General features: G+C 70.5%; 22 protein-coding genes. 7 read left to right on the forward strand and 15 right to left on the reverse strand.

All coding sequences use genetic code 11. The annotated features are described in order from the left end of the window. Positions 1-120: 120 nt before the first annotated feature. The 4 genes from J7U37_RS15560 to J7U37_RS15575 form a co-directional block, all read right to left on the reverse strand. Positions 121-3,219 (reverse strand): efflux RND transporter permease subunit, encoded by a 3,099-nt coding sequence (locus tag J7U37_RS15560; RefSeq protein ID WP_056480849.1) that lies wholly within the window; start codon positions 3,217-3,219, stop codon positions 121-123. A 192-nt stretch (positions 3,220-3,411) separates the two neighbouring features. After that, positions 3,412-4,653, reverse strand: coding sequence for an efflux RND transporter periplasmic adaptor subunit (locus tag J7U37_RS15565; protein WP_247636306.1), 1,242 nt, complete (start codon positions 4,651-4,653; stop codon positions 3,412-3,414). After that, positions 4,650-5,303 (reverse strand): TetR/AcrR family transcriptional regulator, encoded by a 654-nt coding sequence (locus J7U37_RS15570; RefSeq protein ID WP_247636307.1) that lies wholly within the window; start codon positions 5,301-5,303, stop codon positions 4,650-4,652. Before J7U37_RS15570 ends, J7U37_RS15565 begins: the two co-directional genes overlap by 4 nt. Before the next feature lie 2 nt (positions 5,304-5,305). Next, a complete protein-coding gene (locus J7U37_RS15575) occupies positions 5,306-5,539 on the reverse strand; it encodes a hypothetical protein (protein WP_156634374.1) in 234 nt (77 codons plus the stop codon). 309 nt (positions 5,540-5,848) lie between these two features. Between J7U37_RS15575 and J7U37_RS15580 the strand changes: the two genes are divergently transcribed. The 4 genes from J7U37_RS15580 (at position 5,849) to J7U37_RS15595 (ending at position 9,232) form a co-directional block, all read left to right on the forward strand. Beyond that, on the forward strand, positions 5,849-7,654 hold the full coding sequence (locus J7U37_RS15580) for a glycoside hydrolase family 15 protein (protein WP_247636308.1): 1,806 nt from the start codon (positions 5,849-5,851) through the stop codon (positions 7,652-7,654). A gap of 84 nt (positions 7,655-7,738) precedes the next feature. Further along, on the forward strand, positions 7,739-7,954 hold the full coding sequence (locus J7U37_RS15585; protein WP_056190499.1) for a hypothetical protein: 216 nt from the start codon (positions 7,739-7,741) through the stop codon (positions 7,952-7,954). A 102-nt stretch (positions 7,955-8,056) separates the two neighbouring features. Further along, positions 8,057-8,935, forward strand: a complete 879-nt coding sequence (locus tag J7U37_RS15590) for an SDR family oxidoreductase (RefSeq protein WP_247636309.1) — start codon at positions 8,057-8,059, stop codon at positions 8,933-8,935. Positions 8,936-8,953: 18 nt separating this feature from the next. Next, positions 8,954-9,232 carry a transcriptional regulator gene (locus J7U37_RS15595; RefSeq protein ID WP_247636310.1) on the forward strand — a complete coding sequence of 93 codons (279 nt, stop codon included), beginning with the start codon at positions 8,954-8,956 and terminating at the stop codon, positions 9,230-9,232. 87 nt (positions 9,233-9,319) lie between these two features. Here the strand turns inward: J7U37_RS15595 and J7U37_RS15600 are convergent, their stop codons facing one another. The 3 genes from J7U37_RS15600 to J7U37_RS15610 form a co-directional block, all read right to left on the reverse strand. Further along, positions 9,320-10,870 carry a GMC family oxidoreductase gene (locus J7U37_RS15600; protein WP_247636311.1) on the reverse strand — a complete coding sequence of 517 codons (1,551 nt, stop codon included), beginning with the start codon at positions 10,868-10,870 and terminating at the stop codon, positions 9,320-9,322. Next, entirely contained in the window at positions 10,867-12,279 is a 1,413-nt protein-coding gene (locus tag J7U37_RS15605; RefSeq protein ID WP_247636312.1) for an alpha/beta hydrolase, read from the reverse strand. The genes J7U37_RS15600 and J7U37_RS15605 overlap by 4 nt, the downstream gene beginning before the upstream one ends. 174 nt (positions 12,280-12,453) lie before the next feature. Then, a complete protein-coding gene (locus tag J7U37_RS15610; RefSeq protein ID WP_247636313.1) occupies positions 12,454-12,912 on the reverse strand; it encodes a MarR family transcriptional regulator in 459 nt (152 codons plus the stop codon). A gap of 263 nt (positions 12,913-13,175) precedes the next feature. On the opposite strand from J7U37_RS15610, the gene J7U37_RS15615 reads away from it, so the two are divergent. Continuing rightward, entirely contained in the window at positions 13,176-14,273 is a 1,098-nt protein-coding gene (locus J7U37_RS15615) for a branched-chain amino acid aminotransferase (RefSeq protein WP_247636314.1), read from the forward strand. A gap of 85 nt (positions 14,274-14,358) precedes the next feature. Here J7U37_RS15615 and J7U37_RS15620 read toward each other — a convergent pair whose 3' ends face one another. From J7U37_RS15620 to J7U37_RS15635, 4 genes are all read right to left on the reverse strand, one after another. Then, positions 14,359-15,471, reverse strand: a complete 1,113-nt coding sequence (locus tag J7U37_RS15620) for a hypothetical protein (RefSeq protein WP_247636315.1) — start codon at positions 15,469-15,471, stop codon at positions 14,359-14,361. 135 nt (positions 15,472-15,606) lie between these two features. Further along, the gene (locus J7U37_RS15625) at positions 15,607-16,641 is read right to left on the reverse strand and encodes a glycosyltransferase family 4 protein (protein ID WP_247636316.1); all 1,035 of its coding nucleotides are present in this window, start codon (positions 16,639-16,641) and stop codon (positions 15,607-15,609) included. 66 nt (positions 16,642-16,707) lie between these two features. After that, entirely contained in the window at positions 16,708-17,532 is an 825-nt protein-coding gene (locus J7U37_RS15630) for a hypothetical protein (protein WP_162241535.1), read from the reverse strand. 104 nt (positions 17,533-17,636) lie between these two features. Continuing rightward, entirely contained in the window at positions 17,637-18,935 is a 1,299-nt protein-coding gene (locus tag J7U37_RS15635; RefSeq protein WP_247636317.1) for a lytic murein transglycosylase, read from the reverse strand. A gap of 264 nt (positions 18,936-19,199) precedes the next feature. Here J7U37_RS15635 and J7U37_RS15640 point away from each other — a divergent pair, with 264 nt between their 5' ends. Next, a complete protein-coding gene (locus J7U37_RS15640; protein WP_247636318.1) occupies positions 19,200-19,430 on the forward strand; it encodes a hypothetical protein in 231 nt (76 codons plus the stop codon). Between the two features lie 24 nt (positions 19,431-19,454). Here the strand turns inward: J7U37_RS15640 and J7U37_RS15645 are convergent, their stop codons facing one another. Further along, on the reverse strand, positions 19,455-19,592 hold the full coding sequence (locus J7U37_RS15645) for a hypothetical protein (protein ID WP_156375973.1): 138 nt from the start codon (positions 19,590-19,592) through the stop codon (positions 19,455-19,457). A gap of 275 nt (positions 19,593-19,867) precedes the next feature. Here J7U37_RS15645 and J7U37_RS15650 point away from each other — a divergent pair, with 275 nt between their 5' ends. Beyond that, positions 19,868-20,665, forward strand: a complete 798-nt coding sequence (locus J7U37_RS15650; protein WP_056190520.1) for a lytic transglycosylase domain-containing protein — start codon at positions 19,868-19,870, stop codon at positions 20,663-20,665. 205 nt (positions 20,666-20,870) lie between these two features. Here the strand turns inward: J7U37_RS15650 and J7U37_RS15655 are convergent, their stop codons facing one another. From J7U37_RS15655 to J7U37_RS15660, 3 genes are all read right to left on the reverse strand, one after another. Then, positions 20,871-21,380 (reverse strand): hypothetical protein, encoded by a 510-nt coding sequence (locus J7U37_RS15655; RefSeq protein WP_247636319.1) that lies wholly within the window; start codon positions 21,378-21,380, stop codon positions 20,871-20,873. Between the two features lie 114 nt (positions 21,381-21,494). Then, positions 21,495-21,617: a hypothetical protein gene (locus J7U37_RS25135; RefSeq protein WP_280138736.1), complete on the reverse strand. Its 123-nt coding sequence runs from the start codon at positions 21,615-21,617 to the stop codon at positions 21,495-21,497. A gap of 339 nt (positions 21,618-21,956) precedes the next feature. Then, positions 21,957-23,303, reverse strand: a complete 1,347-nt coding sequence (locus tag J7U37_RS15660) for an L-serine ammonia-lyase (RefSeq protein WP_056190523.1) — start codon at positions 23,301-23,303, stop codon at positions 21,957-21,959. Positions 23,304-23,405: the final 102 nt, after the last annotated feature.

Raw genomic sequence — 23,405 nt, forward strand, 5'->3', positions numbered from 1 at the left:
GCGCGCCGTGCAACCATCCGAATCAGCCTGAAGGAGCGCCCGAGCGGCGGCGGCGTGGCCGGCGTTGTGGCTGGGCGTGGGCAAGGGTCGGACGGAAGAGGCGAGCGCGATGCGCCCGGCCTATCCCGACGTGTGCGGAACCGGGAGGGGCGCGTCGCCCGTCTCGTCCCGGGCGCCGACGAAGCGGCCGAAGATCCGCCCGAGCAGGGCGCCGAGGCTGTCCATCAACAGGAACACCGCCGGCACGAACACCAGAGACAGCAGGGTCGAGACGATCAGGCCCGAGATCACCGCCACCGCCATCGGCGCCCGGAACTCGCCGCCGATGCCGAGCGCCATGGCGGAGGGCACCATGCCGGCCGCCATCGCGATGGTGGTCATCACGATCGGCCGGGCGCGCTTGCGGCCCGCATCGACGATCGCGGTGACGCGGTCGACGCCGCGGGCCATCTCCTCGACGGCGAAGTCCACCAGCATGATGGCGTTCTTGGTCACCAGCCCCATCAACATCAGGATGCCGATCACCACCGGCATCGAGATCGGCATGTTCAGGATCAGCAGGCCCAGGATGGCGCCGCCGATGGAGAGCGGCAGCGAGAACAGGATGGTCAGCGGCTGCAGGAACGAGCCGAACAGCAGCACGAGCACCGCGTAGACCATCATGATGCCGGCGCCCATCGCCATCAGGAAGCCCGAGAAGACCTCGCCCATGATCTCGGCGTCGCCGGTCTGCCGGATGGTTACGCCCGGCGGCAGGTTTTTCGCGGTGGGGGTCTCCAGCGCCTGCTGGATCAGGGACCCGAGCGCGTCCGACCCTTCCATGTTGGCCTCGACGGCGACGCGCACCACGCGGTCGTAGCGCTCGATGGCGCCGGGGCCCTGGTCGAGCTCGATGTCGGCGACAGCCGCCAGCGGCACGGCGGCCCCGTTCTTGGCCGGCACCTTGAGGTTCTCGAGACGCGAGACCGCAGCGCGGGCGCTCTCCGGCAATTGCACCCGGATCGGCACCTGCCGGTCGGGCGCGTTGAACTTCGCGAGGTTGAGACCGATGTCGCCGATGGTGCCGACCCGGACGGTCTCCGCGATGGCGTCGGTGGAGACGCCGAGATCGGCGGCCGCACTCTCCTTCGGACGGATGCGGACCTCCGTGCGGTTGAGGGGTGCCGTCGACATCACCGAGACGAGGTGGGGGATCGCCGCCATATCGCGCTGGAGCCGGGCGGCGACCTCGGTGACCACATCGACATCGGGACCGCCGACGACGAGAGCGAGATCGCGCTGGCCGCCGTCGCGCAGGGTCCACGACCGGATGTCGGGTTCCTGCGCCAGGAGGCCGGCGATCTCGGTCTCGATGGCGGCCTGTTTACGGGTACGCTGGTTCTTCGGCGTCAGGTTGACGATGAGGGTGGCAAGCCGAGTCTCCCGCTTGCCGCCGGCCTGGCGACCGCCGTCGACGAAGACCGAGACCACCTCGGGCAGGGCGCGGATGCGGGCCACCACCCGGTCGGAGACCGCGACGGTGTCGGGGAGCCGGGCGCCGGGGGCGAGTTCCACCATGAACAGCGTGCGGGCATTGTCCTGCTTGGGCACGAAGCCCGACGGCAGCAAGCCGGTGGAGGCCAGCGAGCCCGCGAACAGCGCAAGCCCGACGATGAGCGTGATGACGCGGTGGCGCACCGACCAGCCGACGAGGCGGCCATAGGCGCGCATCACCGGGCCGTCCTGCCCCTCCTCGTGGCCGTGGTCGCGTAGAAAGTAGGCGGCCAGCATCGGGGTGATCAGGCGCGCCACCAGCAGCGACATGAAGACCGAGACCGCGATGGTCAGCCCGAACTGCATGAAGTAGCGGCCGGCGATGCCGCCCATGAACGAAACCGGCGCGAACACCGCGATCAGGGTCGCCGTGATGGCGATGACCGCGAGCCCGATCTCGTCGGCGCCCTCGATGGCGGCGCGGTAGGGCGACTTGCCGAGCCGCATGTGGCGGACGATGTTCTCGATCTCCACGATGGCGTCGTCCACCAGGATGCCGGTTACCAGCGTGATGGCAAGCAGGCTGATGCCGTTGAGCGTGAAGCCCATGGCCTCCATGGCCCAGAAGGTCGGGAAGACCGAGAGCGGCAGCGCGAGGGCCGCGATCAGAGTCGCGCGCCAGTCGCGCAGGAACAGGAACACCACCAGTACCGCCAGGGCCGCCCCCTCGATCAGGGTGTGCATGGCCGAATCGTACGAGCCGATGGTGGCGGCGACCGAAGAATCGATGGTCTCGAACTGGATGTCCGGGTAGGCGGCCTGGAACGTGGCGATGCGTTTCTCGACGCCTTCCGCGACCTCGGCATCGCTGGCCCCCGAGCCACGCGAGACCGCGAAGGCGACCACCGGCTCGCCGTTGAAGCGCGCGAAGGTGCGGGGCTCCTCGATGGAATCCTCCAGGGTGGCGAGTTCGTCGAGGCGGACCTTGCGGCCGCCGGGCAGGATGATCGAGGTGGCCTTGAGGTCGCGCAGAGATCGCGACGCGGCCAGCGTCCGGATCGACTGCTCGCGCCCGCCGACCTCGCCGCGCCCGCCCGCCATGTCGGCGGAGGTGAGGCGGAGCTGCCGGTTGACGTCGGCGGCGGTGATGCCGAGCGCCAGCAGCCGGTCGGGCAGCAGGGTGACGCGCATCTCGCGGGCGACACCGCCGACGCGCTCGACGCCGCCGACCCCCTTCACGCCCTGGAGCGACCGGGCGACCTTGTCCTCCACGAACCAGGACAATTCGGCCGGCGTCATGCCGGGCGACCTCACGCCGTAGATCAGGATCGGCAGACCGGTGATCTCGACGCGCTGGATCACCGGCTCGTCGATGGTGCGGGGCAGGTTGATGCGGATCTTCGAGATCGCATCCTTGACGTCATTGACGGCCCGGTCGGTGTTCACCTCCAGGCGGAACTCCACCGTGGTCACGGACGAGCCTTCCGTGATCGCCGAGGTGATGTGCTTGACCCCGCGCACGCCGGCGATCGAATCCTCGACCCACTTCGTCACCTGGGTCTGCAGCTCGGCGGGGGCCGACCCGCTCTGCGTGATCGTCACCGACACGATGGGCACGTCGACATTCGGCATCCGCGTCACCGCGAGGCTGCGGAAGCTGACGAGGCCGAGCACGATCAGCACCATGAACAGCACGAGGGGGGCGATCGGATTGCGGATCGCCCAGGCGGAAAGGTTCAGGCGCATGGGGCGGCTCGGTGCGGGTTGGGTTCAGGGTTCATGGGCCGGCCGGCGGGAGCGCAACGGACTTCCCGCCTCGGGAAACAGGGCACTCTCAAGAATGGACACGCCGCCATGCCGGGTCGCCGAAGGCGGACCCGGCATGGCGGAGCACCGCGAGAGAAATTCGGGCGAGCGGTAGGCGACACGCCCGCCCGATCAGGGCGTGCCCGCCTCGGCGGTCGCGCGCGGGGAGGGGCCCGAAGCCAGGGCGGGCTCCGGCACCGCCAGGGCCACCGGGTGGACCCGGTCGCCGTCGCGCAGGAAGCTGCCGGCCCGGGCCACGACGCGCTCACCGTCGCCGAGCCCGGCGCGGATCTCGATGTCGTCGTCGTCGGACAGCCCGGTGCGGACGGCCCGGGCCTCCACCACGTCGTCCGCGACAACGAGGACGGTGCTGCGCTGAGCCCCGCCATAGAGCACTGAGGCCTGCGGCACGGTCACGCCGCGGGTGCGGGCAAGTTCGACGGCGCCGCGCGCGAAGGTGCCGATGCGCAGGCGCGGGTCCGGATCGAGGCGGACGCGGACCTTGCCGAGGCGCGTCGCCTTGTCGACCTCGGGGTACACGGTGCGCACGCTGCCCGAGACACGGGAGCCGTCGCCGAGTTCGATCCAGGCCGGGGCGTTTTCGCGGAGCTGCGGCAGCTTGGTCTCGAGCACCTCGCCCTCCAGCTCGATCTCGCCCCGGGCGATCAGGCGGAACAGGGGCTCGGCCGAGGCCGAGGCCGAAGCCGCGAGGCCGACGCGGGCGCTGCGGCGGTTGACGATACCGGCCTCCTGCGCGCGGATCTCGGTGCGGGCCAGACGCAGGTTCAGTTCGTCGAGAACGGCGCGGGCCTGGGCGAGGTCGGCCCGTGCGATGCGCAGGCCGTTGCGGGCGAAGGCGCGCTTGCCCTCGGCTTGGCGCAGGGTCGCAGTGCGTCCTTCCATCACGGCGGCGGTGGCGTTGCCGGTCCTCAGGAGCTGTTGCGCCCGCTCGAAGGCAAGGCGTGCCTCGGTCTCGGCGGCCTCCGCCTGTTCGATGCTGCTCTGGGCCTGGGGCACGGCGGCCTCGGCCTTCTCCACTAGGGCGGCCTGCTGGGCGAGTTGCCGGTCGATGAGGTCGTGCGAGAGGCGGGCCAGCACCTGGCCCCGGGCCACGCGCGCGCCTTCCTCCACCAGCACCTCGGTGACCCGGTAGCCCTCGATTTCCGGCGTCACCAGGATCTCGTCGCGCGGGACCAGGGTGCCGGTGACGACCACCGACTCGACGATCTCCCGCCGTCGGGCCTCGACCACGCTGATGGTCGGCACGAGCGTCGATTTCGGCTGCACGGGCCCCGCCGGCGCAGGGCCGGCGAGGGCCGCCGAGGCCGGCAGCGCCAGGGCGAGAAGGGCGAAGCCGAGGCGGGCGAAGTTCATGAGCGGGACTCCATGGCGGGGCATGAGCGGGGCTCCCCGGCCGGGAGAGACGCGCGGCCGGTGAGCCCTGCCTCGATCAGGGCCTGGAGTTGCGCCACGGCCATGCCCGTATCGAAATCGGGCAGGATGGCGCGGCTCAGGACGATGCCCTTCAGCTGGGGCGCCAGCAGGGCGTAGAGGGCCGACGGGTCGCAGTCCGAAGCGGTGGCGAGGTCGGCGAAGGTCTCCTCGAACCAAGCCCGCGCCTCCGCCTCCGTCTCCGCCGTGAGGGCCGCGATTGCGGGATTGCGGGTTCCCTCGGACCAGATCTCCAGGCGCAGCACCGCCGCCTCGCGGGTCAGCGACCCGAAATACTGTCCGAGTACCCCGAACAGGGCACTGCGCCGGTCGCCCTCCTGCTGGAGGCGCGTCACCAGGAGGGCGCCGCTCTCACGCTCGCGCTCGACCAAGCCGAGGACCAGAGCCTCCTTCGAGCGAAAATAGTGATAGAAATTGCCCGCCGTCATCCCGGCCTCGCGGGCGAGATCCTGCATGGTGGTGCGATGGAACCCGTTGCGCACGAAGCAGGCGCAGGCGGCGTCGAGGATCTGTTCTCGACGCGCGGCCTGTCCGGCGCGGGCATCGATGAGGGTGCCGACCGGCGAGGCCATGCTCAGGAGACCCGTCCGTCCGCAGACGGCGCGACCATCCGGCAGGCGGTGACCGAGGCATCCGCATCGGCGCAGAGACGGGCCTGCCAGCCGACCGAGCCGTTGCCGGTCCAGGCAATCAGGGCGGCCCAGCCGAGCACCAGCACGGCCCCGAGCAGCAGGTGCTCCGGCGCGACGAGTGTCCGCACCCGCCGCACCAGCGCCTGAAACCGGGCATCCTCGTGGGTCCGCTGCATCGCATCCTCCATCCGACACCACCGTCGTATTGAATGTTCATTCACTGGTCAATAAGCGTTCATTCTGGTCGTACGGAAGGGCACGGCGATGCGGCCTCCGGGCCACAGGCGTGGCCTCTCACGCGCACTGCCGTGTCAACATGCAGCAAGTCCGGGCCGGAACGGCCGATGACGGCGCGGGTTCGACCAGGTCTCCGCGGAGGCTTCCGGTCGGCTTGGTTCGGACACTCGCGACGCGCACGCACTGCCCGTGGCGGCGCGCCCGCCTCCGACCCGTGCCGTCCGCTTCCCACCAAGGGTATCCGTACCGTGCTGAAGCCTTTTCCCCGCGAAGGTGGTGCCGTCACCCGCACCGACGGCTACCTCCCACTCGAAGCCTACGCGGCCATCGGTGAGGGCCGCTCGGTGGCACTCTCGGGGGCCGACGGCTCCATCGACTGGTGGTGCTGCCCCAATCTCGACTCGCCGCCGCTGTTCGACCGCCTGCTGAGCCCGGACGAAGGCGGCTACTTCGCGATCACCCCGGAGGAGCCGTTCACGGCCGAGATCGGCTATCGCGAAGGCAGCAACGTCCACGAGACCGTCTTCACCACGAAGACCGGGCGCGCGCGGCTCACCGAAAGCCTGAACAGCGGCCCGGCCGGACGCCTGCCCTGGGCGGAGCTGGCCCGCCGGATCGAGGGCCTGGAAGGGCACGTGCGCTTCCGGGTGGCGCTGGTGTTCGGCACCCGGGGCGACACGGCCGCCCCGTACCTGTCGGGCAACAGCAACGGCACCGCCTTCCACGTCGCCGGCATGATGGGCCTGTTCCGGACCAGCGACGGCATCCGGATCGAGGCGGAGAACGACCACGCCATCTTGGGCTTCGTGGAGGTGCGCGCAGGCCAGCGCGAAGTCGTCGCCATCGTGGCGGCCGAGGACCAGCCCCTGGTGGTGGCGCCCATCAAAGAGATCGACCGGCGCATCGACGTGTCGTGCGGGGAGTGGCGGGACTGGACCGAACGGCTCGCCTATCGGGGTCGCTACGCCGAGCAGGTCGAGCGCAGCGCCCTGGCGCTGAAGCTGCTGCTCTACTCGCCCACCGGCGCCATCGCGGCGGCGGCCACGACGTCCCTGCCCGAGGGCATCGGCGGCTCCAAGAACTACGATTACCGCTACGCCTGGATCCGCGATGCCGGCTACGTCATCAAGGCCTTCCTGCGCCTGGGCGCGCAGGCCGAGGCCAACGCCGCCCTGTCCTGGCTGATGCGCCACATCGGCGAGCACGGGGCACAGGTGCTCTACACCCTCGACGGCGGGCGCGTGCCCGGAGAGCGGGAGATCGACCTTCCGGGTTATCGCGGCTCGCGTCCCGTGCGGACCGGAAACCTGGCGACGGGTCAGCACCAGCACGGCATCTACGGCGACATCTTCGAGACCGCCGAGCGCTTCGTCGCCGACGGCAACATGCTCGACCTGCGCACCGGGGCGCTGCTCGCCGAACTCGCCGACCAATGCGCCGAGTCCTGGAAGCTCAAGGATGCGGGCATCTGGGAACTGCCGGATGCCGAACACTACACCGGCTCCAAGATCAGCTGCTGGCAAGCCCTCGCCCGGGCGGTGGAACTCGCCGATGGCGGACACCTTCCGGGGGCGTGCCGGGAGCGCTGGGCGCGTGCCCGCGACCGGGTCGCCAAGTGGATCGATCAGCATTGCTGGTCCGAGGCGCAGCAATCCTACGTCATGCATCCGGGCACCGAAAAGCTCGATGCCTCCCTGACCCTTGCGGTGCGCTTCCGCTTCGGCAATCCCGTCCGCCTCGCCGCCACCTGCCGGGCCATCGACCGAGCGTTGGGGTGCGGTCCCTACCACTACCGCTACACCGGCGCGGAGGCGGAGGAGGGCTGCTTCCTCGCCTGCACGTTCTGGCTGATCGAAGCCAAGGCCCTGCTGGGAGAGCAGGCAGAGGCGGAAGCCGCCTTCGAGGCCCTGGTGGCGGCTCTCGACCGGAATTCCGGCACCTATGCCGAGATGGCCGACCCCATCAGCGGCACCTATCTCGGCAACCTGCCGCAGGGATTGACCCACCTCGCCCTGATCCAGGCCGCCGCCACCCTATCGGGACAGGGTCTGTAGGCCTCGGGACCGAGCGAGAGCTTTGGTCGCAGATCCGCCCCAGGCTCTGCCGCGTTGCCCGGGACCACAATAGGAGACGGCAGCATGGCCAAGACGGCGGACAAGACGGCGGACAAGACGGCAGACGTCACGACCTACATTCTCAAGCAGGCCCTAGCCGCCCGCGTCGACGACCACGTGGAAATCGCGGTCGAGGCCGAGGACGGCACCACCTTCAAGATCCGGGCGACGGCCGACCAGCTCGATGCCCTCACGGGCGACCTCGAGACGATCCTGGAAGCCGACGACGCGAGCGCCTGACCGATCCCGGGAGCCCGCCCCCGCCGGCTCCCGGTCCCTTGCGACAGCCTCGCTCCCGATAAAACCTCGCTCCCAAGATAGCCCTGGAAGGCCCGAAAGCCAATGACCATCGACCCCCGTGACGCCGGCCCTCGGCCGCCCTTTCCCGGCGACCAGCAGCAGGAGCGGCCGGGTCTGAGCTCGCGCATGGATCCGGCGCCCGATCACGGCGAGACGAGCTACGTCGGCAAAGGCCTGCTGACCGGCCGCGTCGCCCTGGTGACCGGCGGCGATTCCGGCATCGGCCGCGCCGTGGCGATCGCGTATGCCCGCGAGGGCGCCGACGTGGCGATCTCCTACCTGCCCGTCGAGCAGTCGGACGCCGAAGACACCGCGGAGTGGGTCTGCAAAGCCGGGCGCCGCGTCCTGCTGCTGCCCGGTGATTTACGCGATGCGGCCCATTGCCGGACCCTGGTCGAGCGCACCGTGGCGGAGCTCGGGGGCCTCGACATCCTGGTCAACAACGCTGCCGCCCAGGTGGTGAACGAAGAACTCGACGATGTAACGCCAGAGGATCTCGAAGGCTCGTTCCGCGCCAACGTGTTCGCGATGCTGTACCTCGCCCAGGCCGCCGTGCCGCACATGAAGCCGGGCTCGGCCATCGTGAATTCCACGAGCCAGCAGGCCAAGATCGCCGACAAGACCATGCTGGTCTACGCCTCCACCAAGGGCGCCATCGCCAGCCTGACCATCGGCCTGTCGAACCTGCTCGCGCCCAAGGGCATCCGGGTCAATTGCGTCGCGCCCGGCCCGGTCTGGACCCCGATCCAGCCCATCGTGAAGAGCCCCGAGCAGATCGCATCCCTCGGCGCCGACACGCCCCTCGGCCGGGCCGGCCAGCCGGCCGAACTGGCCCCCGCCTACGTGCTGCTCGCCTCGCGGGAGGGCAGCTACATGACGGGCGCGCTGGTGCCGGTCACCGGCGGGACCCCGATGTATTGAGGGGAATGGGAAACACGAGTGAAGAACGCGGCGATTGCGCTCTCGGCTGCTCCGGCCGACGACCAGGACTTCGACGCGACGGCCGAAGCCCTGAACCGGGGCCAGCGTGCCCGCCTGATGCGTCGGACGCTGACCAGCCTCGGACTGTCGCAGTCTGAGTTCACCAACCGCTTTCGGGTCCCTGTCGGGACCATGCGCGACTGGGAGCAGGCGCGGGCGACAGCGCCGGATTTCGGCATTGCCGATGTCCGGCTCATTGGACGCTACCCCGACATCGTGGCCCGGGCGGTGGCCTGAGCCACCGCCCGAGTCCATCAGCCCAGAGTTTGTCAGGGATAAGCGGAAACCGGTTATCCCTGACACGACAAACGAAAACGAAAAGCTCTAGCGTCCGTCCGCCAGGAACGCTTCGGCGCTCCGCAGGCTCATGGCCATGATGGTCAGGGCCGGGTTGGCGGCGAGCGAACTCGGGAAGGTCGAACCGTCGCAGATCCACAGGTTCGGCACCTCGAAGCTGCGGCCATAGGGATCGACCACCGCGGTGTCGCCGTCGCGGCCCATGCGGCAGGTGCCGATGGTGTGGGCGACGCGCTCCAGGGTCCAGAGATCCGTCGCGCCGGCCGCTTCCCAGACCTGGTTCAGGAATCGGGTGGCGTGCGCGTTGAGGCGCTTTTCATTCTGGCTGTAGCCGAAGCTGATCGCCGCCTTGCGCATCCCCAACGCGTCAACCTCGTCGGAGAGCGTCAGCACGTTGGCATCGCACGGCAGGGTCTCGCCGTTGATGCCGATGCCGGCCATGTGGTTGTAGCGCGCGAGCTGGTCGGCCAACGCCCGTCCCCAGAGCTTTCGCCCCCGCGCCAGGGAATTGGCGAAGGTGAGCGGGACCACGCCGAGGCTTTGCACGAGATAGCCACCAGCGAAGTCCGCGTCGGCCGGGCGGATCATATCCTCGGTGATGAGCGAGGAGGGATAGCCCTTGTTCATCCGCATCTCGGGCTCGAAGGTGCCCCAGACCTGGGTGGCGACGTGGCCCATGTAGTTGCGGCCGACCTGACCGCTGCCGTTGCAGAGGTCGAGATGCAGGAGGAGGCGGGCGGATTCCACCGATCCGGCGCACAGGAAGACGTTGCGGCAGGGCTGGCGACGGTCGACGCCGCCCTGGCGGTAGATCACAGCGGTGACGCGGCCGTCCTTCGACCGCTCGATGCCGTGAACCTTGGCCTCGGCCCGGATCTCGGCGCCGTGATGCACGGCGAGCGGCAGGTAGGTGACGTCCATGCTGGTCTTGGCGCCGGTGCGACAGCCCTGGTGGCAATAGCCGCAGTTGATGCAGCCGGGCCGGGTCGGGCCATGCTCCTGAGGGAAGGCGCGCGACACGACCGCCGCTGGGGCATCGGCGAATCGCACCCCGAGCGCCGTGCAGGCGTTGGCCATGGCCTGGGCCGGTGCGTTGCGGGCGACGGGGCCGAGCGGGTAGGCACGGGTCTCGTCCCAGGGATAGGAGGCCGGACCGGACACGCCGATGAAGGCTTCGACACGCTCGTAGAACGGCCGCAGCTCGGCATAGTCCAAGGGCCAGTCGACGCCCTCACCGGTCTCGGTGTGGAGGCGCAGATCGCGGGCATCGGCCCGGGGCGTAAAGGCGCCCCAATGCAAGGTCGAGCCGCCGACGCCGGTGCCACTATTGTTGCCGCCGAAGGCTTCGGGCGTCGAGCCGCCGCTGATCCGCTCCTCGGTCCAATAGATCTCGTCGGCCAGTGTCTCGTCGAAGGCGAACCCCTTCGGATCGAAGTTCGGCCCGGCCTCCAGGGCGACGCAGGAGAGGCCGGCCTGGGCGAGGCGTGCCAGCAGGGGCGCACCGCCGGCGCCGGTGCCGATCACCACCGCGTCGACGGTCTCGTGGATTGCATGGCGATGCATCGCATCGAGGTTCATCGGGTGGTCTCCGGAAGCGTGCAGGGTTCCCATGCTTCGCGCTGGCCGATACCGATGTCGCGGAAGCCCGGGAGGGGGTCGGTGTCGCCGCCCGCACCGATGCCGCTGAAATCCATGCGAGCCAGCGCCAATGGGTGGGCCAGATAGGTGCGCGCCACGTCGGCGCGAAGATCCTCGAACCAGAACACCATCTGTTCGGCATCGAGATCGCCCGAGACCGTGCCGGTCTCCAGGCTTTCCAGCAGAGCATCCTGCTCCTTGGCGTCGAGAACCACGAAGGGTTTCGCGTGGGCCGCGCGGGCGGCGGCGTCCAGGGTCCGCAGCGCAAGGCTGTAGGCCTGCGCGTCCGGCGGCAGTTTGGCGAAGCGCCAGCCGTCACCGGCCCCGCTCGCCAGCCGCGCATCGATGCGGGCGGCCAGATCGATGCGGGTCGGCCCATCCTGCGGCAGCACCCGGTCACAGGCGGCTCGCAGGATCGACAGAACGACCGGATCGAGGGCGCGGGGCTGATAGGCCGGGTCGTCCTGCTCCGCCCGCGCCAGCAGTGCCTCGCGCAGGCGGCCGTTCACGCGTTCCGACCGAATCAGGTCCGCATAGGCCTGCGGCAAGGTGGGGGCAGGAGCGGGCGCGTCCTGCCAGGCCGGTTCGACCAGGAGCGTGCCCACGGCCAGGGCCACGGCCTGTGGGCGCTCAAGAGGAATGAGGTGCCCGGCGCCCTCCAGGGTGACGAGACGGGCCTGAGCGAGGTGCGGAGCCGTCAGGGCAGCCTGGGCGGTCGCGCCGAGATCGGCATCCTCCGAACCGGCCAGGATGACCGCCGGGCTGCGCAGGATGCCGATCCGCGCGCACCAATCCTCACGGCTGCCGTGAGCGAGCCAGGCTTTCCAGGCTTCGGGGCTGGCGCGCAGGACATCCGCCACGGTCCGGTCCATCAGGGCCTGATCGAGGGGAGCGCCGACATTCTGAGCGACGAAGGCGTCCGCCTCCCGCGCGCGCGTGGCTGAATCAGCATCGATCCAGGCGATCATCGCGGCGCGCTTGTCCTCGGACATCGGCTCGGGGGAGGGCGGCGAACCGGCCATCAGCACGAGGCCTCCGAGGCCTTCGAGACCGGGTGCGCCATCCTCCGCCTGCCGGGCGACCGCGAGAGCGACCTTGGCGCCCATGCTGTTGCCGGCCAGCAGCCATCGGGCCGGGGCGTCTGCCCGGATCCGGGCCGCCACGCCGTCGGCCATCGCGCCGACGTCTCGGCCGGGACCGCTCCCGTCGGCGCCGAAGCCGGGCAAGTCCAGGGCGACGCAGTCCGCCGCACCCGCGAGGTGCTCCGCCACCGCGTCGAAGGTTGCGGCGCTGCCGCCGAGATAGTGAAGGCAATAGAGAACCGGCCGGCCGGATGATGTGTTAGACATGCGCTGCAAAGAGCGCACGACGTCGTCCCTTCAAGTCAGCCGGGACGCGGCGTTCGGCAGCATCCCCCGGTTGGAACGAACCTCGGCCGGACGCAAAGCTCCCCGCCAAGAGCGCATGGGCTGAAGACAGAGACGGAGCGCAGGGCAGGGCAGGGCAGGGCAACCCCTCGCGCATCACCGGATGCAGGAGGCCTGCAGCGCCGCGAACACCCGCAGGCTCGCTTCGAGATCGGCGGTGCTGACCTCGGAAAAGATTTCGGCCCGCAGGCGCGCGAGATCGGCTTCCATGCGGGCAACCACGGCCGTCCCGGCGGTGGTGAGGCTGAGCACCTTGGCCCGGCGGTCGGTGGGATCCTCTCGGCGGACCGCGAGGCCCGCTTCGCAGAGTTGGTCGAGGAGGCGCACCAGGGATGGCCCCTCAATGCCGATGGCCTCCGCGAGGGCGTTCTGACGCGGCGCGCCATTGAGGCGACCGATCATGATCAGTGGAACCGCCGTGGCGTCGGAGAGACCATGCGCCTCCATGACCGTGTTGGCCGCGCGGCGCCAGTGCCGGCCCGTCAGCAGAAGCGTGTGGGTGTAGGCGAGGCGGAGCTGGTCCAGAGTTCTGACGGGCGGCTTTCGGGCAGACACGCGCGAGGCTCCTGTGCGCACCGACCGTGGACGATCCGGCCCTCTTTTCGTTTGCGTATTATTAGGATGCAAGCCGTTTGATCGCAAGCGGACATCGTCGTATCAGAGCAGCAGCACACGTCCCGTCGCCTGGATGCTGCCGTCGCCCGGATGCTGCCGTCGCCCGGATGCTGCCGCCGTCCGGATGCCCCCGGCGGCCCCCGCCGTGGCCGGCGCCGCACCGGCTCTTGATTGATCCGACGAGACGTAAGTAAGGACTGACGATGAGCGCCCCCGACGATCTTCCCTTCGCCACCCAGCCGCATGCCTCGCCCGTCTCGCCGGAACGCCGGGCCGAGCTTCTGGTCGATCCCGGCTTCGGGCGGGTGTTCACCGACCACATGGTGACGATCCGCTACGTCGAGGGACGCGGCTGGCACGACGCACGGGTGGAGGCGCGTGCCCCGATCCAACTCGATCCTGCGGCGGCGGTGCTGCACTACGCCCAGGAGATCTTCGAGGGCCTGAAGGCCTATCGTACGGCGGATGGCGGCGCGGCCTTGTTCCGACCGGAGGCCAATGCCCTGCGCTTCCGCCGCTCGGCCGAGCGCCTGGCGATGCCGGCGCTGCCCGATTCGGTCTTCGTCGAGTCGGTCAAGCAGCTCGTCAGCGCCGACCGCGACTGGATCCCGTCGAGCGAGGGCGGCAGCCTCTACCTCCGCCCCTTCATGATTGCCAGCGAGGTCTTCCTCGGCGTCAAGCCGTCCTCGGAATACCTCTACCTCGTCATCGCCTCGGCGGTGGGCGCCTACTTCAAGGGCGGATCCGAAACCGTGACGGTGTGGGTCTCGCAGGACCAGACCCGCGCTGCCCCCGGCGGGACGGGTGCCGCCAAGTGCGGCGGCAACTACGCCGCCAGCCTGCGCGCCCAGGCTGCGGCGGTGGAGCACGGCTGCGCCCAGGTGGTGTTCCTCGACGCGGTCGAGCGCCGCTGGGTCGAGGAGCTCGGAGGCATGAACATCTTCTTCGTCTTCGACGACGGCTCGATGGTGACCCCGCCGCTGAGCGACACCATCCTGTCGGGCATCACCCGCGACTCTATCCTGACGCTGGCAAAGGCCGACGGCATCGCGGTCGCCGAGCGGCCCTATTCCATCGACGACTGGAAGGCCGATGCTGCCAGCGGCCGCCTGCGCGAGGTTTTCGCCTGCGGCACCGCCGCAGTGATCACGCCGATCGGTACCGTGCGCAGCCCGGACGGCGAATTCTCCGTCTCGGACAACGTCGCCGGTCCGGTGACGAAGCGCCTGCGCTCGGCCCTGGTCGACATCCAGCGCGGCAACGCTCCCGATCCCCATGGCTGGGTCACGCGGGTCTACTGAGCCACGGACGGGAAACGGGTCTCGGCGCCACGCCGAGGCCTCTTGCCCCTTGGGGGAGAGGCGGGCCGGGCGGGCGCCATAAGCGTCAGGGCAGCGCGGCCCGCTTGCGCAGGATCAGATCGCCCCGGAACAGGAACTTCTGGGCGCGCTTGCCGGTGTCGACCTCGGTGGTGAAGACGTTGCCGCGGCTGTCGACCGCGAGGTTGTGGACCCAGTGGAAATCGCCCGCCATGCGGCCGTTGCGGCCGAAGGCGCCGAGCACCTCGCCGGTGTCGCGGCTGAGCGTCCGGACCTCGTTGTTGGCGCCATCGGCGTTGAGGAGGTAGCTCTGCTCGGCATCGGGCCAGAGCGCCAGCTCCCAGACCGAGCCGTTGGCGCGGGTGCTCTTCTCGACGAAGAACTCCTTTACGAAGCTGCCGTCGCGGCGGAAGACCTGGACCCGGTCGTTGGTGCGGTCGCAGACGTAGACCAGCCCGTCGCGGGCGATCTGCACGCAGTGGACGGGATTGCGGAACTGCTGCGCGGGCGCGGCGGCCGGGTCGTAGGCCGGGAGGGTCTCGTCGGTGGGCGGCTTCCCGTAGGCGCCCCACATCCGCTTGAACGCGCCGGTCTCGGCATCGAACACGATGACCCGGTGGTTGAAGTAGCCGTCGGCGACGAAGAGTTCGTTGGTCTCAGGGTCGACCTGCATCGCCGCGGGCTTGCCGAGGCGGCTGGTGTCAAGGCTGTTGGTCTGCGGCCCCTGCTTGCCGATCTGCAGCACGAACGTCCCGTCGGGCGTGAACTTCAGGATCTGCCCGTCGGTGTCGCCATTGCCGGCGAGCCAGACGAAGCCCTTGTGGTCGATGTGGATGCCGTGCTCGTTCTGGGGCCAGTCGTAGCCTTCGCCGGGGCCGCCCCAGCTGCGGATCAGGGTGCCGGCCTGATCGAACACCAGCACCGGGGGCGCGGGATGGCAGCACTTGGTGCGGGGCGGATTGAGGCTCGCGGCCTTCTCGTCGTCGGTGAGGCTGCGCGGGCGCTGAACCACCCAGACGTTGTCCTGTGCATCGACGGCCACGCCCGAAGCCTGCCCCATGATCCAGTTGTTGGGCAGCGGTTTCGGCCAGGCCGGATCGACCTGGAAGGTCAGCGGGTCCGCGAGCGCGCTCCCCGCCCACGCGAATGCCAGCGCGGCCAGACCAAGCCGAAGCCTCATGCCATCCTCCCGATGTGATCTCTTCTTGCACACAGTATTCGCCGCCGTCCGAGCGGCGTCCAGTGGCGGCGCGGCCGCGGCTTGTGGCGGACCGAATTCTGTCACGGGTGTCCGTAGGCCTGGATACCGGGGTGATCAGGCGCCCCGAGCGGGCGGCATTCCGGGTGGGTCTCGCAGGACGGCTTCCCACAGGATCGCGGCCCGCTCCCAGGTCAGAGCGTGCCGCTGCAGGAGGGCGCCGGCACTGAGCTCCGACCACAGGTCGTCGTTGACCGCGAGAGCGACGACGGCGTCGGCGAAGTCCGCATCGCTCGCCGCGATCCACCCGTTCACCCCGTGCTGCACCCGCTCGGCCAGCGCTCCGATGCCGGCGGTCACCACGGGCAGCCCCATGGCCTGCGCTTCGGCGGCGGCGAGGCAGAAGGTTTCGTCGGGGGAGCCGGGACAGACCATGGCCCGCGCCCCGGCATAGAACGCGGCCAGGGCGGCGGCTCCGACCCGCGGGTGGAACACGACCGGACCACTTTCCTCAGGTAAATCGGGCTGTTCCGATCCGAAAAGCCCTTCCGATCCAAAAACATGCAACGTCGCGCCCGAGGCGACCAGGGGCGCGGCGTTGCGCCAGAGCCGGAGCATCCGGTCGAGGCCGCGTTGGGGCTGCGAGGCGTAGACGAAATCGCGGCTGTGCCCGCGGGTCGGCTCGGGCGTGCGGAAGACCGGGGAGACCCCGTGCGGGATGACGTGGCGACGCCGGAACGGGTAGAGCGGCGACATCGTCCGGGCTGCCAGGCTGCCGACGAAGACCGCCTCCGGCCGCAGGGACAGGAAGGGCCGGAGGTATCCCTTGCGGATGGATTTCTCGACGTTCAGGGGATTGTGAACCCAGACGATGCCCCGCCGCCCGGGGAAGTCCCGGAGGGGACGCGGATCGTTGCTGGTGACGATCGCATCCGCCGCACAGTCCGCTGCCGCCTCCAGGGGGATGTTGCGGATGCCGTCGCGCACCACCGTCCCGATCCGGCGCGTAGCCAGGGTCACGGCCCACCCGCGCCGGGCGAGCGCCTCGGCGAGGGCGATATTCGTACTCTCGATGCCGCCGAGACCGACCTCCGCGGGGGTGTCGAGCCCGAAGGCGACCGGCGTCGCGCAGATGAACAGGATCCGGCGCATCGACATCTCCAGGGGACGGGTTCCGGACCGGTTTCGAGGCGGTTGAGGGGGAAACTCCCGGACGGATCAGAGCCCGAGGTCCCGGCACCGCTGCCCGAGCCATGAGGCGGCGGGCGGCGGGGCATCCCGGCCGATCGACCACAGCTTGCCGCGCCATGCATGCACCGCCACGGTCTCGGGCAGGATCCGCGCGCGCGCCGCCCGGTCGTCCGCCTCGGCGAGGAGATGGGCGTCGTCGTCGCCGAGGGGATAGAAGACCGCGCGCGGCTGGGCATGGCCCTCGAGGCCGAGCTGGCGCACGAAGTAGGTGAGGGCGCGCGGACCGATCGCCAGGCGCTCCGGATGGACCGGGATGCGCTTGCCGATCAGGAGTTCGAGGCTGCGCTTGACCCGGATATGGCCGGTCGCCCACGGGGCCCGGATCGGCACCGTGGAAATGGCGTCCCAGTAGCGGGCGACGAGCTCCGAGTTGGGCGGCGCCGACAGGATCGCGTTGTTGAGGCGGCTCCGGTTGAGCCACCCGAACAGGTAGCCGGCCTCGCCGCTGGACGGGTCGAGGGGACGCTGGAATACGCAGTCGAGGTCCGACCAGACACCCTTGCCATCGCGGATCAGGCTGAGGCGCAGGTAATCGGCGTAGAAGGCGAGGACGCCGCGGCGGCGGTAGAGGTCCGCCATGACGTTCGGGCCGATCCCCTCGCGGGCATCGATCACCGTGCCGGGAAGCCCCTGCCGCCGGAGGCCCGCTACGTCGTGCGAGTAGATGTGCAGCGGGTGCCCGGCCGCGACGATCGAAGCCGCGCTGAGCCGTTCGAGCCAGGTCACCGGCCCTTCCCAGTAGGTCACGACGGTCTGTCGGGGGGTGCCAGGCGCGACGGTGGCTCGACTCATTTCCGCTCGCCCTCCCGGCCTCGCGCCGCATCCCGGAACCTGGATGCCGGGCGCTGCTCTATCGCGCCCCCCGCGGCGCGACCACCGCTAAATCGGCCGGTGTGTCAGGGAAGGGCCAGGATCCGCTCGCGCAGGGGCGCGTCGGCGTAGCCGTCGGGCGTCAGGCCGTGCGCGGCCTGAAAGGCCCGGACTGCCGCGCGGGTTCGCGGGCCGATCTTGCCGTCGGGGGCTCCGGCGGGGAAGCCTCGCTCCGCCAGGCGGGCCTGAAGCGCCTGGACGTCGGAGGGGGTCGGCATCGAATCGCCGCGGGGCCAGTCCCGGGTGAAGCCGGGAGCGCCGCGCAGGCGGTCGGCCAGATGGGCGACGGTGAGGCCATACGCCAGCGCCGTGTTGTAGCGCAGGATGATCCGGAAGTTGGGCTGGAGCAGGAAGGCCGGGCCGCGCGCACCGGCGGGCAGGATCAGGGTTGCGGGCACGGTGTCGTCCGGGAGGGGCTGGACCGGGTCGACCCCGAGCCGGCGCCACGCCGCGAGGCTGCGTTCGGTGGTCTCGTCCGCGAGAGCATAGTCGAAGGTGTCCGGCAGGCGCGCCTCGCTGCCCCAGCGTTCTCCGGAGCGCCAGCCCATGGCCTTGAGGTAATTGGCCGTCGACGCGAGGGCATCCGGGACCGAGGTCCAGATGTCGCGCCGGCCGTCACCGTCGAAATCCACCGCGTAAGCTTGATACACCGTCGGCATGAACTGCGTGTGGCCCATGGCGCCGGCCCAGGACCCGGTGAGCGGCTCGGGCGGAAGATGATCCTGCGCATGGATCTGCAAGGCCGCGATCAATTCCGAGCGCCAGTAGGGCGCGCGCGGCGTCTCGGCACAGGCCAGCGTCGCCAGGGAGCGCAGGACCGAACGGACGATGCCGGGGTTGTCGAGGACGCGGCCGTAGGTCGATTCCACCCCCCAGAACGCCGCGAGGGTGAAGCGGTCGACCCCGTAGCGGGCCTCGATGGCCGCGAAGGTGGCGGCCCAGTCTGCCAGCTTGCGCTGGCCCTCGGCGATGTGCGCCTCGGTGACGGCGGCATCGAGGTAGGACCAGATCGGCGTGACGAATTCCGACTGGTTTCCGGTGGCGGCCGCCACCGCGGGGTCGGGAGCGAGGGTGCGCAGTCGGGCCGCCACGGCCGGGGGGACGCCGCGCGTTTCGGCCTCGGCCGCGATCGCATCCGTGCAGGCGGTATACGCCGGAGGTCGCGTCACGGTCACAGGGGTTTGCCCCGCATCCGGCGCCCCGGCCTCGCCCGACGCGGCACGCGTCGCCAGGACCAGCGAGAGGACCAGCGAGAGGACGAGCGAGAGGCCCGGCCCGGGGGTCGGCCGAGACGCAGGTCCGGAGCGTTGCCGGCGACACCGCATGCAGGGGTTCCTTCGATGCCGGAGTGGGCCGCCAGGGTAGCGGCGCGGGCCCGGGGGCGGAAGACCGGAACCGGGAGAGATTGACCGGCGCAATCAACCGGCCGTTTCGATTTGGGGCGCTAGGGTCGGACGATCGGTGACGCGCGGATCACCGCCCGGCGACGGATTGGTCCGGGATCGCCGCGATGGTTCGGATTGGTGAAGGGTACCCGAATGCCGAAGGATGCTTGACCGCGATCCGACCCGCCGCGCCAGGAGTCGCCGATGCTGGTCGCCCTGATCCTGTTCCTCGGCAGCCTGGCGGTCGGCCTCGCTGGCAGCATCCGCCTGATCTTCGGGATCTCGGCGGTGGTGCTCGCCCTGTCGGGGCTGGTCTGGCTGGCCCGGGGCGAGGTCGGCGTCGTCGGCGCCCTCGTGCTGTTCGCCCATCTCACCGCGCTGCAGGCGGGCTACCTGACGGGCGCCTATCGTCGCTACGGCGACGAGGAGCCGTGAGCCGCTCTGGAGAAGACCTGAGGCTCACCAGAACCAGATCGGCGCCGGGCTGAGCGCAAGGATCGGCACCCACAGCAGCGCGGCGGTGACGCAGGCGATCAGGACCACGGCCAGGGAAGGGCGCCGGCCCGATGTGGAACGGCCTGTATTGGAATGGGACATGATCGTTGCGGCCCAGGACAGGAGACGGTTTGTCTTGGTCGAAACTGCAGGGGGTGGGCCGTCCCGCGGGAGAAACCGGCCGAATGCCGGATCGCATCGCCGGACACCGTCACGTAACCAAGCGCGGCGAAGTGATGCCGCCGGTCCGGATCGCAGGCAAAATTGCCGCAATGTGTCTCGACTTCCCGACCGGTTTGTCGCCTTGCTCCGCGCAAGGGGAAGTCATCGTGCCTGCGAGTCCGGCATCCGGAGGCGCAGGGCCAGGGAGTTTTGACATGATCGGACGTGGGTATCGGACGCCGTGGATCGCGGCGGCCTTCACGGCGCTCGTCTGCGCGACGGGTGGGGCGAACGCGGCCCAGTGCGGCAACACCGCCGCCGGCTTCGAGGCCTGGAAGCGGGAATTCTCCGAGGAGGCGCGCGGCCGGGCCAGCGCCGCCAGCCTCGCTACCCTGATGGGCACGTCCTACTCGACGGCGACGATCTCGGCCGATCGCGGCCAGAAGAGCTTCAAGCTCTCGCTCGACCAGTTCCTGGCCAAGCGCGGCGGTAACACCATCGTGTCGCGCGGCCGCGCCCTGAAGGCGCAGAACGCCGCCCTGTTCGCGTCGATCGAGCAGCGCTACGGCGTGCCGCCCGGTCCGCTCCTGGCGATCTGGGGCATGGAGACCGGCTTCGGCGCGGTAAAGGGCAACGTGAACACCCTCTCGGCGGTCGCGACCCTCGCCTACGATTGCCGCCGCTCGGCCTACTTCACCGACCAGCTCTACGCCGCCCTGACCCTGGTCGATCGCGGCGTCCTCAACGCCGGCACCCGGGGCGCGGCCCATGGCGAGGTCGGCCACACCCAGTTCCTGCCCAAGAACGTGCTGAACTACGGCGTCGGCGGCAGCCTCGACAACTCGTCCAACGCCCTGAACTCCACGGCGAACTTCCTCAAGGGCCATGGCTGGCGTGCCGGCGCCGGCTACCAGCCGGGCGAGCCCAACTTCGCCGCGATCCAGGGCTGGAACGCCGCCTCGGTCTACCAGCGCGCCATCGCGCTGCTCGGCCAGCGCATCGACGGGAACTGAGCGCGCGCCGGTTCATTCGGCCGGCGACCTGCCGCGGTGCAGGGACCATCCGGAGCGGTCGCCTCCTCTCCCGCCCGGCAGAGGGAGAGAGGGAAGACCCCGCACCCCGATGAGACCTGCTGCAGGGCACCCGGGAGCGATCCGGGTGTCGCGCCGTCGAGGGTGGCGGGGGCCGCCGCCGGCCTCCGGCCTCGAGGCGTCCGCTTCAGTGGCCCAGCCCCGCGACGTCGTCGGTGCAGAGCATCAGGTCGCTGGCTCCGGCGACCACGCCGGCGAGGGCGCGGAGATCCTGCGGTTCGCGCGGGCTCGCGGCCACGCGGCCGGCATCGCGCTTGAGGGCGCGGTTGCAGCCGCAGGAGGGCAGGCCGCCGTCGGGCGTGCAGGCATCGTGCTTGCGGCAGGCGGCATCCAGGGCGTCGATCGGCGTGACCTCCATGCCGTCGTTGCCGGGGCCGCAATAATGCCCGTGGATCAGCAGGGTCGGGCGTGGGGTCTGCCGGGGCAGGGGCGCGTCCGGCGGGACGGGCACTCCCGGCCGCTCCAGTCCGCGTCCGCTCGGTCCCGGCTCCTCCGATTGCAAGCCGTTCGATCCGGGATGTTGCGGGACGATCAGGTCCTGTGCGGCGGCGGGGGATGGAGCGAGGGCGAAGGACGGGGCAAAACAGGGGGTGAGCGTCAGCGCTCCGAGGAGCAGGGCAAGCGTCAGGGTCCGCATGGCGGGTCTCCGGTCGTCGGATCGGGGGAGGGCGAGCGTCGGATTCGGGCTCGGCGCGATCAGCGGCCGGGCGCGTGGTCAGGCGTCGGGAGCGTGGGGGGGCGGATGCGCCCGTCAGGCCGGCGTGGCACCCCGGATACGCGTCTCGGCCCAAATGCGCGTCTCGGCCCGGACCCGGCCGGACGGGATCGCGAATCTGCTCACGCTGGAGCCGGCCGCGTGCGGAAGGATGGTCATGGAAACGGTCTCGCATGTCGGCGGGATGGGTCGGGTGCGCGCAGCCCGCATCCGCCATCCGGTAGTCCCCTCGGACGGGACAACCCTATCGGAACCGCTCCGTTCCATATGTCTGGCACCGAACGCGAGCGAGACCGTCCCGACGCGATCCGGCCCCGCTGTACTCCGGATCTTGCCCCCGGATCTTGCCCCCAGATCTTGCCCCCAGATCAAGCGCTGAATCGGACCGATCGCCGGACCAACCCGGGCCGGATACGAGTCAGCGGGAGCGGACCGAGCCTGTGATCGGGAGCGAAACGGGAAACGCATCCGTTCCCTTTGTCCGGGACGGGCCGCCCCTCAGCAGGCCGCGACGTTGACCGCGAGGCCCCCCAGCGAGGTCTCCTTGTACTTGGCCTGCATGTCGTGGCCGGTCTGGCGCATGGTCTCGATGACCTCGTCGAGGGTGACGCGGTGGATGCCGTCGCCGCGCAGGGCCAGGGAGGCCGCCACCACCGCCTTGTTGGCCCCGAAGGCGTTGCGCTCGATGCAGGGGATCTGCACCAGACCGCCGATGGGGTCGCAGGTCATGCCGAGATGGTGCTCCATCGCGATCTCGGCGGCGTTCTCCACCTGGGCCGCATGGCCGCCGAGGAAGGCCGCCAGCCCCGCCGCCGCCATGGCGGCGGCCGAGCCGACCTCCCCCTGGCAGCCGACCTCGGCGCCCGAGATCGAGGCCCGGGTCTTGATCAGGCCCCCCACCGCCGCCGCGGTGAGCAGGAATTCCCGCGACCGCGCATCCGACCAGTCGGGGCAGAAATCGCGGGCGTAGCGCAGCACCGCCGGGATGATGCCGGCGGCGCCGTTGGTCGGCGCCGTCACCACCCGGCCGCCGGCCGCGTTCTCCTCGTTCACCGCCAGGGCGTAGAGGCTGATCCAATCGACGATCTCGTGGGCGGCGCGGGTGTTGCGCAGGCGCCCCTCCGTCAGGTCGTCGTGCAGGCGCCGGGCTCGCCGGCGCACCTTGAGGCCGCCGGGCAACTCGCCGTCCTGGCGCAGGCCCCGGTCGATGCAGGCGAACATCGCGTCGCGGATGGCATCGAGGCCGGCCTCCACGGCCGCGGGGGTGCGGGCGCCGCATTCGTTGGCGAACTGCACCTCGGCGATGGTGCGGCCCTCGGCGACGCAGAGGGCGAGGAGGCCGGCCGCGCTGGCATAGGGCACGGGGCAGGCCGCCTCCGCATTGGGGGCCGCCTCGGCCTCGGTCACCACGAAGCCGCCGCCGACGGAATAGTATTCCTCGCTGTCGAGGACGGCCCCGTCGCCATCGAGCGCGCAGAAGCGCAGGCCGTTGGTGTGCAGGGGCAGCAGATCGGTGAAATTGAAGGTGAGGTCGGCAGCCGGGTCGAAGGCCGGCCCCCCGGGTCCGAGCCGCTTCTCGGCGTCGAGCACCGCCACGTGGCCGGCGACCCCGTCCGGGTCGACGGTGTGGGGCTCGTGATCGAGGAGCCCGAGGAAGATGGCGGTGTCGGTGCCGTGCCCGCGCCCGGTCCAGGCCAGGGAGCCGAAGATCTCGGCCCGGATGCGGGCGAGGCCGGGCAACCCGCGCGTCCGCGTGCGGAACCGGCGCGCCGCCACCATCGGGCCGATGGTGTGGGAGCTCGACGGGCCGATTCCGATCTTGAAGAGGTCGAAGGCGCTGATCATCGGCTCTCGCGGTGCGCTGGGGCCCGACAGCCGGGCACGATCCGCGCCAGCGCGCGCCGCCGGCGGGCCGGTGGGCGGTCACGTCGCAGGGCAGGGCGGGGC

Source organism: Methylobacterium sp. 37f (assembly GCF_023093475.1).
Taxonomy (GTDB): domain Bacteria; phylum Pseudomonadota; class Alphaproteobacteria; order Rhizobiales; family Beijerinckiaceae; genus Methylobacterium.